Origin of the sequence: Cellulomonas chengniuliangii (assembly GCF_024508335.1) — a bacterium.
GTDB lineage: Bacteria > Actinomycetota > Actinomycetes > Actinomycetales > Cellulomonadaceae > Cellulomonas_A > Cellulomonas_A chengniuliangii.
Window position 1 is genome coordinate 1,319,676 of record NZ_CP101988.1, and the last position, 13,925, is coordinate 1,333,600.

Sequence of the window (13,925 nt, forward strand, 5' to 3'; positions counted from 1 at the left end):
TCGTGAGACCGCACCGAGCCGGTGGTGCGCGCGTGCCGCGCGCCACCGGCTCTCCTGCGAGGACGGCCCCTCCCTTCCTCGCCCACTGAGCACTCGAGCCCCGGAGGCACAGATGTCCACCCCCCAGCCTGCGGTCGTCGACACGGCCACCGCCGGATCACGCGACGGCGGGGACGCGCCCACGAAGCGGCGTCCACGCACCGCCGACCGATCCCATGCGCGCGACTTCTCCCGTGGCTTCGTCGTCAAGCTCGTGCTCATGGCCGTCATCGACGCCCTCGGCGTCTACGCCCTCTTCGCCGCCTGGAACGCCGAGGCCTGGGGCATCTTCGCCGCGATGGCCGCGCTGGTCCTCGTGGCCAACTGGGTGTACTTCTCCCGTCGGGCGCTGCCGCTCAAGTACATCCTCCCCGGGCTCGCGTTCCTCCTGGTCTTCCAGATCTACGTGGTCGCGTACACCGGCTACGTCGCGTTCACCAACTACGGCGACGGGCACAACTCGACCAAGGAGCAGGCCATCGAGGCCCTGCTCATCCAGAACGAGCGGCGCGTCGAGGGCTCGGCCTCGTACCCGCTGACGGTGCTCGCCGACGGCGACGACCTCGCCTTCGCGATCCGCACCGAGGACGGCGACGTCCGCGTCGGCAGCGCCGAGGAGCCCCTCGAGACCGTGGACGACGCGGTCGTCCAGGGCGGAACGGTCACCGAGGTCCCCGGCTACCAGGTGCTCGACCGCCAGGCCGTGCTGGCCCGCCAGAACGACGTGACGAACCTGCGCGTGCCGATCTCCGACGACCCCGAGGACGGCTCGATCCGCACCCAGGACGCCCGCACCGGGTACGCCTACACCTCGACCCTCGTCTACGACGAGACCGCCGACGCCATGACCGACGCCGCCACCGGCACGGTGTACACCCCCAACGACCGCGGCGAGTTCGAGGCCGACTCGGGCGCGAAGCTCGGCGTGGGCTGGCGCGTGGGCGTCGGGTTCGAGAACTTCACCACCGCGTTCTCCGACAGCCGCTACGCGCAGCCGTTCTTCAAGATCCTGCTGTGGACGTTCGCCTTCGCGATCCTGTCGGTCGCCACCACGTTCGCGCTGGGCCTCTTCCTGGCCATCGTCTTCAACGACGAGCGGCTCCGCGGGCGCAAGGTCTACCGGACCCTGATGATCCTGCCGTACGCGATCCCCGGCTTCCTCGCGGCCCTGCTGTGGTCCGGGATGCTCAACCGCAGCTACGGGTTCGTCAACCAGGTGCTGCTCGGAGGAGCGCAGATCGGCTGGCTGACCGACCCGGTGCTCGCCAAGGTCGCGGTGCTCGGGGTCAACCTCTGGCTCGGCTTCCCGTACATGTTCCTCATTTGCACCGGCGCCCTGCAGTCGCTCCCGGGCGACGTGCTCGAGGCGGCGAAGATCGACGGCGCGGGCCGGTGGCGGACGCTGCGCTCGGTGACGCTCCCGCTGCTGCTCGTCTCGACGGCGCCGCTGCTCATCTCGTCCTTCGCGTTCAACTTCAACAACTTCACGCTCATCTACATGCTCACCGGCGGCGGGCCGCGCTTCGCGGACGCGTCGGTGCCACTGGGGCACACCGACATCCTGATCTCGATGGTCTACTCCGTCTCCGGCATCGACGGGACGGCCTCGAAGAACTTCGGCCTCGCCAGCGCGCTGTCGATCATCATCTTCATCATCGTCGGCGTGGTCTCCGCCATCGCGTTCCGTCGGACCCGCAAGCTCGAGGAGATCAGCTGACATGGCCACCGACATCCTCACCACCAGCGCCCCCGAGGCGACCGCGGAGCTCTCGCAGCGCATGGGCTTCCGGCGCTGGGCGCGCGAGCTCGGCTGGCGCCACCTCATCGGTGTGATCGCCGTGGTCTACGCCGGCTTCCCGATCGTCTACGTGATCTCCTCCTCGCTCAGCGAGAAGGGCACCCTGACCGGGTCCAACGCGCTGTTCTCGCAGGTCAGCCTCGCCAACTACACCCAGCTCGGCCAGACCCGGTTCTGGGAGTGGGTGGGCAACACGGTCGTGATCGCGAGCATCACGGCGATCGGCACCGTGCTCATGGGCGCCGCCGCGGCCTACGCGTTCTCGCGGTTCCGGTTCTCCGGCCGACGGGTGGGCCTGACCACCCTGCTGATCATCCAGATGTTCCCGCAGATGCTGGCCTTCGTCGCGATCTTCCTGCTGCTCATCGCGCTCGGCAACGTCATCCCCGGCCTGGGGCTCAACAGCCGCATCGCGCTGATCTGCATCTACCTGGGCGGCTCGCTCGGCGTGAACACGTTCCTCATGTACGGGTTCTTCAACACGATCCCGCGCGAGCTCGACGAGGCCGCCAAGATCGACGGCGCCACGCACACCCAGATCTACTGGACGATCATCCTGCGACTGGTCGCGCCCATCCTGGCGGTCGTCGGCCTGCTGTCGTTCATCAGCACCTTCGGCGAGTTCATCATCGCCCGCACGGTGCTGCAGTCGGAGGCGAACTGGACACTCGCGGTCGGCCTGTACAACTGGGTCTCGGACCTGCTCGAGGCCAACTGGGGCCTGTTCGCGGCAGGCGCGGTGATCTCGGCGATCCCCGTGCTCGCGCTGTTCCTGTTCTTGCAGAAGTACATCGTCGGCGGCCTGACCGCGGGCTCTGTGAAGGGCTGAGCCGTGGCAGGACTCCTCGACCAGCCGCACCACGACGGGTCGGAGCTGTACGTCCCGCACGGCGCCCCCCGGCTCGGCGACACGGTGCCGGTGCGCTTCCGCGTGCCGGCCACCGGGTCGGAGCGCGCGGTGTGGGTGCGCACCGTCCGGGACGCGGAGCCGCGCATGGAGCCGGCCCGGCTCGAGCACGCCGACGAGCATGAGCGCTGGTACGTCGCCGACATCCCGATGCACAACCCGGTGACGAGCTACCGCGCGCTGCTGGACGAGCCCGGCGGGTACCGCTGGCTCAACGGCGCCGGCGTGCACAGCCGGGACGTCGCCGACACGCACGACTTCCGGCTCTCGGCGCACGAGCCCGCGGCGGCCTGGCTCGACGACGCGGTCGTCTACCAGATCTTCCCGGACCGGTTCGCGCGCTCGAGCGGGCACACCGGCCGCCCGACGGGGGAGCTCCCGGACTGGGCGGAGCCCGCGGACTGGGCCGACGAGTCCATCGGCTCCGGGCCCTCGACGCCCCGGCAGCTCTACGGGGGCGACCTGCGCGGCATCGAGCAGCGGCTGGACCACCTGCAGCGGCTGGGGGTCGACACGGTGTACCTGACGCCGGTCTTCCCGGCGCGGTCCAACCACCGGTACGACGCGAGCACGTTCGACCACGTCGACCCCGTCCTGGGCGGCGACGAGGCCCTCGTCTCGCTCAGCCGGGCCCTGCACTCCCGGGGCATGCGCCTGCTGGGAGACCTCACCACGAACCACACGGGCGCCGGCCACGAGTGGTTCGCGCGGGCGCAGGCCGACCGTGCGAGCGCGGAGGCGTCCTTCTACTACTGGCAGGACGAGGCGCCGGGCTACGTCGGCTGGCTGGGGCACGACTCGCTGCCCAAGCTCAACTACAACGCCCCGGCGCTGGCCGAGCGCATGGTCGAGGGGCCCGACTCGATCATCGGCCGGTGGCTGCGCGAGCCCGTCAGCCTCGACGGGTGGCGGATCGACGTCGCCAACATGACCGGGCGCCACGGCGCGGACGACTTCACCCACCAGGTGGCGCGGGCCATCCGGGCGACCATGCGGGACCTGAACCCGGAGGCCGTGCTGGTCTCCGAGCACTTCCACGACGCCGGCCTGGACCTGCGCGCCGGCGGCTGGCACACCAACATGAACTACTCGGCGTTCACGCGCCCGGTGTGGACGTGGCTGGTGGACCCCGACAACGAGCTCGGCTTCCTCGGGCTGCCGACGTCGATCCCTCGCCGCGACGGCGGGTCGATGGTCGCCACCATGCGGGAGTTCGACGCCGCGGTGCCGTGGTCCATCACGACGCACCAGTGGAACATGCTCGGCTCCCACGACACCCCCCGGCTGCGCACCGTGGTGGGCTCGCGCGCGATGGTCGAGGTCGCGGCCGGCCTGCTGTTCACGTACCCGGGCACCCCGGTGATGTTCGCCGGGGACGAGGGCGGGCTCACCGGGGTCAATGGCGAGCACGGGCGGGCGCCCATGCCGTGGCCGTCGATCGACGCGGGCGGCGGACCTCGCTGGGACGCGGCGACCTTCGACGTGTACCGCTCGCTCATCGCGCTGCGCCGGTCCTCGCGCGCGCTGCGTGAGGGCGGCATCCGGTGGGCGGTGGTCGAGCCCGACGCCGTCGCGTACCTGCGGGAGACGGCCGACGAGCGGGTCCTGGTCCTGGTGGCCCGGGCGCCGTGGGGTGGCGCCACGCTGCCCCGGCATCTCGTCCCCGCGGGCGGCGAGGCGCAGAACCTCTACGGCGGGGCGGCGCTGTCGTTGCGGCCCGACGCCATCGAGCTGCCCGGGGACGGGCCGGGCGTCCAGGTGTGGCGCCTGGCATGAGGGCGGCGCGCTGCGGCGGGCCGCCTGTGGAGCCCTCCGACCCGCCGCAGCGCGGCCAACTAGGGTGAGCGCGTGACTGTGCAGACCCTGATCGACGGATACACCGAGGTGGACCGTGCGCGCTGGGTCGCCGAGGCGCCCAAGTCGCGGGCCAGGTCCCCGTTCGAGCGGGACCGCGCGCGCCTGGTGCACTCCTCGGCGTTGCGGCGGCTCGGCGCCAAGACGCAGGTGCTCGGCCCCGGCTCGGACGACTTCGTGCGGACCCGGCTGACCCACACGCTCGAGGTGGCGCAGGTGGGCCGCGAAATCGGCAAGGCGCTGGGGTGCGACCCGGACGTCGTCGACACCGCGTGCCTCGCGCACGACCTGGGCCACCCGCCGTTCGGCCACAACGGCGAGCGCGCCCTGGCCCAGCTGGCGCGCGGCATCGGCGGGTTCGAGGGCAACGCGCAGACGCTGCGCCTGCTCACCCGCCTGGAGCCGAAGGTGATCGGCCCTGACGGCCGCGCGGTCGGGCTGAACCTGACTCGGGCCAGCCTGGACGCCGCCACCAAGTACCCCTGGGCCGCGGGCGAGGGCCCGCTCATGCCCGACGGCCGTCCGACGCACAAGTTCGGCGTGTACAGCGACGACCAACCCGTCTTCGCCTGGCTCCGCGACGGCGCGCCGGCAGGCCGCAAGTGCCTCGAGGCGCAGGTCATGGACCTCGCCGACGACATCTCCTACTCGGTGCACGATGTCGAGGACGCCGTCGTCGGGGGCCGCCTCGACCTGGTCGTGCTGACGCAGGCCGAGGAGCGGGCCCGTGTGGTCGAGGGGGTGCAGGCCTGGTACGGCGACGACATCGACGGCGACGGGCTGCTGGACGCGATGGACCGCCTCAACGCCGCAGGGCTGTGGGCGCACGGGTTCGACGGGTCGCGCGGCGCCCTGGCGGTCCTCAAGGACGCCACCAGCCAGCTCATCGGCCGGTTCGCCGGCGCCGCCCAGGCCGCGACCCGCGCGCTCTACGGGGACGGCCCGCTCACCCGCTACGCCGCGAACCTCGTGGTGCCCGCGGAGACCGCCGCCGAGATCCTCGTCCTCAAGGGCCTCGCCGTGGCCTACGTGATGGCGCCCCGGGAGCTCGAGCCGCTCTACCACCGGCAACGGGAGATCCTCGCGGACCTGGTCCAGGTGATGGCCGACCGCGCCCCCGTCAGCCTCGAGCCGCCGTTCGCCGCCGACTGGAACGCCGCGGCCGACGACGGCGCCCGCCTGCGCGTGGTCATCGACCAGGTCGCCTCGCTCACCGACGTCTCGGCCGCCGAGCTGCACGGGCGCCTGGTGCGGCCACCGCGTCGCTGACGCCCGCCGTCGTGGTCTGCGCAGCGCGACACCGGCGGCGCCCGCCCTCGCGCCGCGGCCCGCAGGGGTGGCCCTGGAGGGGCAGCCCGCTCGCCTAGACTGCGGGCGTGGCAGGACGGATCCGGCGGGAGGACGTGCAGGCGGTCCGCGAGCGCGCCCACATCGAGGAGATCGTCGGCCAGCACGTGACGTTGAAGTCGGCGGGCGTCGGCTCCGCGAAGGGCCTGTGCCCGTTCCACGACGAGCGCTCGCCCTCGTTCCACGTCCGCCCCCAGGTGGGCCTGTGGCACTGCTTCGGCTGCGGCGAGGGCGGCGACGTCATCTCGTTCGTGCAGAAGATCGACGGCCTGCCGTTCGCCGAGGCCGTCGAGTACCTGGCTGGCAAGGTGGGGCTCCAGCTGCGGTACGAGGAGGGCGGCGCGCCACGCCCGGGCGAGGAGCCCGGTCGGCGCCAGCGCCTGCTCGAGGCGCACCGGGTCGCCGCGGCGTACTTCGTCGAGCAGCTGACCACCCCGGGGGCGGCCACCGCGCGACAGTTCCTCGCCGAGCGCGGCTTCGGCCGTGAGGCGGCCGAGCAGTTCGGCGTCGGCTACGCGCCCCAAGGGTTCGACTCGCTGCTGCGCCACCTGCGCGGCAAGGGGTTCACCGAGGCCGAGTTGACGGCGTCCGGGCTGGTGAGCCAGAACAACCGGGGGGTGTACGACCGGTTCCGCGGCCGCCTGGTGTGGCCCATCCGCGAGGTCACGGGCGACACGATCGGCTTCGGCGCGCGCAAGCTCTTCGAGGACGACCAGGGCCCCAAGTACCTCAACACCCCGGAGACCCCGCTCTACCGCAAGTCCCAGGTGCTGTACGGCATCGACCTGGCCAAGCGGGAGATCGCCAAGGAGAAGCGGGTCGTGGTCGTCGAGGGGTACACCGACGTCATGGCGATGCACCTGTCGGGGGAGGGCACGGCTGTCGCGACCTGCGGCACGGCCTTCGGGCCGGACCACGCGCGGATCGTGCGCCGGCTCGTCGGCGACGCGGGCTCCAGCGGCGGGGTGCAGCTCGCGTCCGGGGCCTCGGTCGGCGGCGAGATCATCTTCACCTTCGACGGGGACGCCGCCGGCCAGAAGGCCGCCCTGCGAGCCTTCGGCGAGGACCAGACGTTCACCGCGCAGACCTTCGTCGCCGTCGAGCGCAGCGGCATGGACCCCTGCGAGCTCCGTCAGGCGCAGGGCCCGGACGCGGTGCGCGCACTGGTCGCCGGGCGCCAGCCGCTCTTCGAGTTCGTGATCCGCGCGACGCTGCGCGCCTACGACCTCGGCACCGCGGAGGGCCGGGTCGGGGCGCTGCGGGCCGCCGCGCCCGTCGTCGCCGGCATCCGCGACACCGCGCTGCGCCCCGAGTACACCCGCCTGCTGGCCGGGTGGCTCGGCATGGACCAGGCCTCCGTGAGCGACGCCGTGCGCTCCGCGGGCAGGCAGGGCGGCGGCGCGCGGGGCCAGGACTCGCGAGGCGGACGGCCCGACGGCTCGCGTGGCGGCCCACAGCGTGGAGAGCGCGTCCCCGAGGGGCAGCCCGTGCCCGTGGCCCGGATGCAGCAGCCCGACCGCCGTGACCCGGTGGCCCGCACCGAGCGCACCGCGCTCGAGGTGGTGCTCCAGCACCCCCACCTCGTGCCCGCCGAGTTCGACCAGCTCCAGGCCGACGCCTTCACGGCGCCTGCCTACCGCGCAGTGCACGAGGCCGTCCGGGCCGCAGGAGGGCTCCAGGGGGCCCGTGAGGCGCTCGCCAGCACCGGCTCGGGGAACGCCGCCGCCTGGGTCGCCCGCGTCCAGGAGGAGGCCGCCGGGCCGGTCTCCGGGCTGGTCACGGAGCTCGCGGTGGCGCCGCTGCCCGAGGACCGCCCGACGGCGCTCGCGGACTACGTCCGGGGCGTGGTGCTGGCGCTGGTCGAGATCGGCTTCACCCGCCACATCGCGGACCTGCGAGGGCGGCTGCAGCGGATGGACGGCGCCCAGGACCCCGAGGCGTACCAGGCCGCCTTCGCCGAGCTCGTGGCGGTCGAGGCACGGCGCCGCACGCTGCGCGACAGCGCCTGACCCCCCTCAGCGGAGCGTGGTGGGGGAGACCCCGTCGTCCGTGGGCAGATCGCCCTGCACGGTGGCCGTCACGGTGAGTGCTTGGAGCACGACCTGCCCGCCGTAGCTCGACAGGAACGCGGTGTCGGTGGCGTCCCGGCCTGTCGCGATCCGCAGCATCGACGCGCGCGGCGCCAGGCCGGTGGCGTCGACGACGGTCCAGGCGCCGTCCACGAAGGCCTCGACGACCGCGTGGAAGTCCATGGGGCTGAGCCCGGGGGCGTAGACGGACACCAGCCGCGCGGGGACGTCACGTGCCCGCAGCAGGGCGATCACCAGGTGCGCGAAGTCGCGGCACACCCCGCGGCGCGTCAGGACGGTGTCCGTGGCGCCGTCGGTCGGCCCGCTCGAGCCGGAGAGGTACGTGACGTGCCCCCGCACCCACCGCACGACGGCCCCGAGGAGCTCCCTGCCGGCCAGTGGCCCGAACTGGTCCTGGGCGAACGCGAGCAGCTTGTCCGACTGCGCGTAGCGGCTGGGCCGCAGCGACTCCAGCACGTCGTTCTCCTCGACGGCCGGCGGGAGGTCGAGGCCGGAGGCCTGTGCCCAGTAGTCCACGACGACCGCGCCCGGGGGAGCGGCGACCCGGTGCACGCGCGAGCCGTGGGGGCCTTTCAGCTCCACGACGTCGAGCGGCTCATCCGCATGAGACACGGCCAGACGCTCCTGGCAGTCGTAGGCGCCGTCGGCGACCGCCAGGGCGAGGTACAGGTCGCTGGGCCCGAGCACGTCGAGCTCGAGGTGGGAGGTGACGGTCCGCAGCACCGACGTCACGACCTTTCGGGAGGGCACGGCTGGCACAGGGCGCGCTCGGCCCGTCGAGTACCGCGCGCAGATGAAGTGTGGGGCTGCGCGAAGCCCTGCGCCAGTGGGCGCCGTGGGCTTGAAAAAGGTCAGGCCCCCTCGAGAGGGGGCCTGACCTGGTGGAGCCTGTGCTCCCTCGACTGGACTCGAACCAGTAACCGTCCGTTCCCTGGGTTAGGCCAGGTGGCGAGCGATCCGAAACCCGACATCGTCGATCCGCAGAGTCGGATGGCTGCGCCGGCGCACGGAGGCGCGGCAGCTCCAGTGCTCGTCGAACCAGCCGCCACCGCGCAGCACCCGGTACGTGCCGTAGACCTCGGGGTCGTAGAGGTCCCAGCACCATTCCCACACGTTGCCGAGGGTGTCGTAGAAGCCCCAGGCGTTGGGCTCCTTGCCGCCGACCGCGTGCAGCCGTTCGCCGGAGTTGGCGCGGTACCAGGCGCTCACCGCTAGCGGTCCGTATCGCGGGCCGCTCGTCCCGGCGCGACAGGCGTACTCCCACTCCGCCTCGGTAGGCAGGCGGTAGCCGTCCGCTGACCGGTTCCATTCGACGTGCTCATCGGCGGGGTCGAGCCGATAGGCAGGAGTGAGGTCTTCGTGCCGTGACAGGGTGTTGCAGAACTCTGCCACCTCCCACCAGGAGATCTCCGTCACCGGTAGCCGCCCTTCGTCCGCAGGCGGCGGCGGGAGGTTCAGGATTCGGTGAAAGTAGGCCCGGGTGACGGGCGTCGCCGACATCTCGTACGCACTGATCTCCACCGGCCAGCTTGCGCTGGTGCGGCGGTCGGTCAGGGTCACGGCGCCAGGCGCGACAGAGATCATCGTGCAGGTCACGGAAGAACGTCCTCCAGCACCGAAGTCACGACCTTTCGGGAGGGGCACGGCTGGCACAGGGTGCGCCCGGATCGTCGGGGACCCGTGCGCAGATGAAGTGTGGGGCTGCGCCGGGCGTCGCGCCATTGTGCCCCAATGGGCGTGAAACAGGTCAGGCCCCCTCGAGAGGGGGCCTGACCTGGTGGAGCCTGTGCTCCCTCGACTGGACTCGAACCAGTAACCGTCCGATTAACAGTCGGATGCTCTGCCAATTGAGCTACGAGGGATCGTGGCGGAGACGACTCTAGCAGCCGTCTGAGGGTGGTCCGAAATCGGCGCCGGGAGGGGCCTCCGCACCCGGCTTCCACCCGGCTGGGCCTTAGTCCGGCAGCCCTGCGGCCCTGCGGACCCGGACCTCGGCGGCGTCCACCTGGGCGGCCACCGCAGGCGAGGTGAGGTCGATCGCGCCGTCCCCGATGACTTGGGACACCAGGTCGCCGTCCTCGGCGCGGCGCAGTGCCACGCGTGCTGTGGCGCCGCCCGGCAGGGTGACGGTCTCCGCATGCACCACGGACGACTGCACCCGCTCGCGCAGAGTCTGCGCGAAGGCCGGCGCGCCCCGCTCCGTGAGCACGAGCTCCTGCGCCCAGCCGTCCACCCAGTGCACGGTGATGGTCGAGGTCTCGACGGTCAGGCTCGCCCGGTCCACGTCCATCCACGGGCGCCGCTCGACGCTGTCCGTGGACACCACGCACAGCGCGCGTCGCGTGGCGACCGCCCAGCGGCCATCGGCGAGCTCGACGACCGCGAGAGCGCGGTCATGGGCCGGAAGGGCCAGCCGCGAGCGGATCGGGGCAGGCAAGGACGGGCGGCGCGAGAACAGGGGCACGAGGCCACGGTAGTCGTGCTGCTGCGGTGGTGGGCCAGGTGGGGCTTGAACCCACGACCGACGGATTATGAGTCCGCTGCTCTGACCGGCTGAGCTACTGGCCCGCGACGGGACAGGGTACCGGTATTCGCCGATCAGCCGCGTGATGCAGGGCGTCCGCGTGGTCGTGCCCGCGGCGGTCGCGGCGAGACAGGGCGCCTCACCCGCACAGGATGAGGCGCCCTCGCCTGCTGTGGACTGGCCACGGCGTCCCGCTCGCGCCTGGACGTTGTCGCGAGCATAGGGCCGCGATGTCGCGCTCGCAGCAGATGCGTCGCTGCTGTCTGGTTCCTCCGGGCTCGACCGGGGACCTGGCGGTTCGGGGGAGATATTCCGGAGACCTTCCGTTTTCACCCGATGAGGTTGTTGCACGCTTGTCCAGTTTCCTGCATAGTTCTGTTCGTCAGCGAGAACGGCAAACCCGCCGCAAGGTGGGGACGCAAAGCCACGGGGCCTACACGGCTAGCCGAGCTACCGAACGACAGGAGTCGAAGTCATGGCCATTACCACCCCAAACCGCAACGAGTCCGCGACCCCGATGCCGGGTGCGCTGCTCACCCCCGGTGAGGTGGCCGTCCTGTTCCGCGTCGACCCGAAGACGGTCACGCGGTGGGCCCAGGCGGGCAAGCTCTCCGCGGTGCGGACCCTCGGCGGCCACCGCCGGTTCCACGAGGCCGAGGTTCGCGAGTTGCTGACGGGCGTCCCGCAGCAGCGCAGCGAGAGCTGAGCGAAGCACGCACCGCACGAAGCCCTGGGGACTCTGGGTCCCCGGGGCTTTGTCGTGCCCGGGGGACGAGCGCCGGGTGGCTGGACATCGGTGCTCCGCGTCCCGTGCCGACCTCCGGGCAGGGCGCTTGGGCCTGGCGGGCCGCGACGCGGACCGCGGGCCGTCCACGCATGAAACAATCCGTCCATGGCGATGAGAGAGATCCGCACGGTCGGCGACCCGGTCCTGCGCACCCCCTGTGACCCGATCACCACTGTCGACGAGCGAGTGCGCTCCCTCGTCGCGGATCTGGTCGAGACCGTGGACCACGATGGCAGGGCCGGCCTCGCCGCCAACCAGATCGGTGTGAACCTGCGCGCCTTCTCGTGGAACATCGACGACGAGGTCGGCTACGTGCTGAACCCGACCATCGTGGAGCTCTCAGACGACTACCAGGACGGTGACGAGGGCTGCCTGTCCGTGCCGGGCCTGTGGTACCCGACGCGTCGCGCCTGGTACGCCCGGGTCGTCGGCGTCGACCTCGACGGCGACGAGGTCGTGGTCGAGGGAACCGAGCTCATGGCGCGCTGCCTGCAGCACGAGGTGGACCACCTGGACGGGATGCTCTACCTGGACCGGCTCGACCGAGCGGTCCGCAAGAAGGCCATGCGCGCGATCCGGGAACAGCTGGCCTGATCTGCGCGGCCCTGAAATCGGGGTGATTCGCCCGACGGCTGGCGCGAGCCGTCGGCAGTCGGGCATGCTGTCCCCAGCACGCCGCGAGACCGTGTGCAACTTCCGGAAACGGGCTGAGGTCGTTGGGGAAGGCGAACCTCGATCCGTCAGGAGGGCGACATGGCAGGTGCGATCACCCGCGGTGTACTTTTCGTGCACTCAGCTCCACGTGCGCTGTGCCCGCACTTGGAGTGGGCAGCAGGCAATCTCTTGGGCACCCGCGTGTCCATGGACTGGACGCCGCAGCCGGCTGCCCGGGGCATGTACCGCGCCGAGCACTCGTGGCAGGGCCCGCAGGGCACCGGCGCGCAGCTCGCCTCCGCGCTGCGTGGCTGGACCCACCTGCGGTACGAGGTGACGGAGGAGGCCAGCCACGGCTCCGACGGCGCCCGGTGGAGCCACACCCCTGAGCTCGGCATCTTCCACGCGGCCACTGACGTGCACGGCAACGTCGTGGTGCCCGAGGACCGGATACGCGCGGCGCTCGTGCACGCGGGAGACCCCGCCAGGCTCTGTGCCGAGCTGGACCTCGCCCTGGGGCAGGCGTGGGACGACGAGCTGGAGTCCTTCCGGTACGCCGGCGCCGGGGCGCCCGTCCGCTGGCTGCACCGCGTCGGCTGAGCCGCCCGGACGACACGAAGGCCCCGACGTGACCGCGTCGGGGCCTTCGTCGTGCGTGAGGTCAGGCGCTCGTGACCACCAGGGCGACGTTGTGGCCGCCGAACCCGAAGGAGTTGTTGATCGCCGCCACCTGGCCCGAGCGCAGGTCTCGCGGCTTGTCGCGGACCAGGTCCAGGACCAGCTCGGGGTCAGGGTCGGTGACGTTGATCGTCGGGGGAGCGGTGCGCTCCGCCAGCGCGAGCACCGTGAAGATCGTCTCCAACGCGCCGGCGCCACCGAGCAGGTGCCCGGTCATGGACTTCGTGGCGGACAGCGCCACCTGGTCCGCATCGGCGCCCAACACGTCCCGGACGCCCCGCGCCTCGATGAGGTCCCCGACCACGGTCGAGGTGGCATGGGCGTTGACGTGGACCACGTCGGCCGATGTGACCTGCGCGTCGGCCAAAGCGCGGCTCATCGCCGCGATCTGGCCACGGCCGCTCGGCTCGGGGGAGGTGATGTGGTACCCGTCGCTGCTGAGCCCCACCCCGGCGATCCGGGCGTACACCCGCGCCCCGCGGGCAGCGGCGTGCTCGGCGCTCTCCAGGACGACGATCCCGGCGCCCTCTCCCAGGACGAAGCCGTCGCGGTTGACGTCGTAGGGCCGTGACGCGCCCGCGGGGTCGTCGTTGCGCAGCGACACGGTGCGCGACGCCGCGAAGGCGGCCACCGGCAGCGGATGGATCGCCGCCTCGGTTCCCCCAGCGACGACCACGTCGGCCCGGCCCGAGCGGATCATCTCGACCGCGTAGCCGATCGCCTCGGCGCCGGACGCGCAGGCCGAGACCAGGGCGTGGGCCCCGGCGCGGGCTCCGAGCTCGAGCTCCACGTAGGCGGCGGGGGAGTTGGGCATCAGCATGGGGACGGTCATGGGCAGGACGCGGCGCGCGCCCTTCTCCTGCAGCGTGTCCCAGCCGTCCAGGGTGGTCCAGATGCCGCCGATGCCCGAGGACACGACGGCGCCCAGGCGTTCCGGGTCGACCTCCGGGCTGCCAGCGTCGTCCCAGGCCTCGCGGGTGGCGATGATGGCGTACTGCGCGGAGGGGTCCATCCGCTTGATCTCCTGGCGCGGGAGCACCTCGGAGGGGGCGACCTTGATCTGCGCCGCGAACGTCAACGGCAGCTCGTAGGTCTCGGCCCAGTCGTTGTCGAAGTGCCGGGCGCCGGACTCACCGGCGAGGGCAGCGCGCCAGGTGCTGGCCACATCCCCGCCCAGCGGGGTCGTGGCGCCCAGGCCGGTGACGACGACGTCGGTGACGGGGGTCATGGCTGCTCCAGTTCGGTGG

Annotated in this window: 12 protein-coding genes, 2 tRNA genes and 1 riboswitch; of the genes, 8 read left to right on the forward strand and 6 right to left on the reverse strand. The window is 72.1% G+C overall.

Features of this window, described 5'->3' with window-relative positions; translation table 11 throughout:
• Window positions 1-112: 112 nt before the first annotated feature.
• From NP064_RS06095 to dnaG, 5 genes are all read left to right on the forward strand, one after another.
• Window positions 113-1,756 (forward strand): ABC transporter permease subunit, encoded by a 1,644-nt coding sequence (locus tag NP064_RS06095; protein ID WP_227568736.1) that lies wholly within the window; start codon window positions 113-115, stop codon window positions 1,754-1,756.
• 1 nt (window position 1,757) lies between these two features.
• The gene (locus NP064_RS06100; RefSeq protein ID WP_227568737.1) at window positions 1,758-2,666 is read left to right on the forward strand and encodes a sugar ABC transporter permease; all 909 of its coding nucleotides are present in this window, start codon (window positions 1,758-1,760) and stop codon (window positions 2,664-2,666) included.
• Window positions 2,667-2,669: 3 nt separating this feature from the next.
• Complete coding sequence (locus tag NP064_RS06105; RefSeq protein ID WP_227568738.1) at window positions 2,670-4,520, forward strand: glycoside hydrolase family 13 protein; 1,851 nt, start codon at window positions 2,670-2,672, stop codon at window positions 4,518-4,520.
• Window positions 4,521-4,592: 72 nt separating this feature from the next.
• Window positions 4,593-5,867, forward strand: a complete 1,275-nt coding sequence (locus NP064_RS06110; protein ID WP_227568739.1) for a deoxyguanosinetriphosphate triphosphohydrolase — start codon at window positions 4,593-4,595, stop codon at window positions 5,865-5,867.
• Window positions 5,868-5,974: 107 nt separating this feature from the next.
• The gene (gene dnaG, locus NP064_RS06115) at window positions 5,975-7,954 is read left to right on the forward strand and encodes a DNA primase (RefSeq protein ID WP_227568740.1); all 1,980 of its coding nucleotides are present in this window, start codon (window positions 5,975-5,977) and stop codon (window positions 7,952-7,954) included.
• A 6-nt stretch (window positions 7,955-7,960) separates the two neighbouring features.
• Here dnaG and NP064_RS06120 read toward each other — a convergent pair whose 3' ends face one another.
• The 5 genes from NP064_RS06120 to NP064_RS06140 all read right to left on the reverse strand — a co-directional run bounded on the left by NP064_RS06120 (window position 7,961) and on the right by NP064_RS06140 (window position 10,603).
• Entirely contained in the window at window positions 7,961-8,785 is an 825-nt protein-coding gene (locus NP064_RS06120; protein WP_308015301.1) for a transglutaminase-like domain-containing protein, read from the reverse strand.
• Between the two features lie 186 nt (window positions 8,786-8,971).
• Complete coding sequence (locus NP064_RS06125; RefSeq protein ID WP_489146091.1) at window positions 8,972-9,619, reverse strand: formylglycine-generating enzyme family protein; 648 nt, start codon at window positions 9,617-9,619, stop codon at window positions 8,972-8,974.
• A gap of 205 nt (window positions 9,620-9,824) precedes the next feature.
• A tRNA-Asn gene (locus NP064_RS06130) sits at window positions 9,825-9,897 on the reverse strand.
• Between the two features lie 92 nt (window positions 9,898-9,989).
• Window positions 9,990-10,499 carry a hypothetical protein gene (locus NP064_RS06135; RefSeq protein WP_227568742.1) on the reverse strand — a complete coding sequence of 170 codons (510 nt, stop codon included), beginning with the start codon at window positions 10,497-10,499 and terminating at the stop codon, window positions 9,990-9,992.
• Between the two features lie 27 nt (window positions 10,500-10,526).
• Window positions 10,527-10,603 (reverse strand) — tRNA-Ile (locus tag NP064_RS06140).
• A 339-nt stretch (window positions 10,604-10,942) separates the two neighbouring features.
• Window positions 10,943-11,017: riboswitch (cyclic di-GMP riboswitch) on the forward strand.
• A gap of 17 nt (window positions 11,018-11,034) precedes the next feature.
• Between NP064_RS06140 and NP064_RS06145 the strand changes: the two genes are divergently transcribed.
• From NP064_RS06145 to NP064_RS06155, 3 genes are all read left to right on the forward strand, one after another.
• Window positions 11,035-11,265, forward strand: a complete 231-nt coding sequence (locus NP064_RS06145; RefSeq protein ID WP_372456351.1) for a BldC family transcriptional regulator — start codon at window positions 11,035-11,037, stop codon at window positions 11,263-11,265.
• A gap of 186 nt (window positions 11,266-11,451) precedes the next feature.
• Window positions 11,452-11,940, forward strand: a complete 489-nt coding sequence (def, locus tag NP064_RS06150; protein WP_227568743.1) for a peptide deformylase — start codon at window positions 11,452-11,454, stop codon at window positions 11,938-11,940.
• 159 nt (window positions 11,941-12,099) lie between these two features.
• The gene (locus NP064_RS06155) at window positions 12,100-12,600 is read left to right on the forward strand and encodes a DUF3145 domain-containing protein (RefSeq protein ID WP_227568744.1); all 501 of its coding nucleotides are present in this window, start codon (window positions 12,100-12,102) and stop codon (window positions 12,598-12,600) included.
• A 61-nt stretch (window positions 12,601-12,661) separates the two neighbouring features.
• Here the strand turns inward: NP064_RS06155 and NP064_RS06160 are convergent, their stop codons facing one another.
• Window positions 12,662-13,906: a beta-ketoacyl-[acyl-carrier-protein] synthase family protein gene (locus NP064_RS06160; RefSeq protein ID WP_227568745.1), complete on the reverse strand. Its 1,245-nt coding sequence runs from the start codon at window positions 13,904-13,906 to the stop codon at window positions 12,662-12,664.
• Window positions 13,907-13,925: the final 19 nt, after the last annotated feature.

Bases quoted from the DNA above. Each gene is read 5' to 3' on its own strand.
- NP064_RS06095 (WP_227568736.1), top strand. From the start codon at position 113: ATGTCCACCCCCCAGCCTGCGGTCGTCGACACGGCCACCGCCGGATCA.
- NP064_RS06160 (WP_227568745.1), bottom strand. From the start codon at position 13,906: ATGACCCCCGTCACCGACGTCGTCGTCACCGGCCTGGGCGCCACGACC.
- def (WP_227568743.1), top strand. From the start codon at position 11,452: ATGGCGATGAGAGAGATCCGCACGGTCGGCGACCCGGTCCTGCGCACC.
- NP064_RS06145 (WP_372456351.1), top strand. From the start codon at position 11,035: ATGGCCATTACCACCCCAAACCGCAACGAGTCCGCGACCCCGATGCCG.
- NP064_RS06155 (WP_227568744.1), top strand. From the start codon at position 12,100: ATGGCAGGTGCGATCACCCGCGGTGTACTTTTCGTGCACTCAGCTCCA.
- NP064_RS06125 (WP_489146091.1), bottom strand. From the start codon at position 9,619: ATGATCTCTGTCGCGCCTGGCGCCGTGACCCTGACCGACCGCCGCACC.
- NP064_RS06100 (WP_227568737.1), top strand. From the start codon at position 1,758: ATGGCCACCGACATCCTCACCACCAGCGCCCCCGAGGCGACCGCGGAG.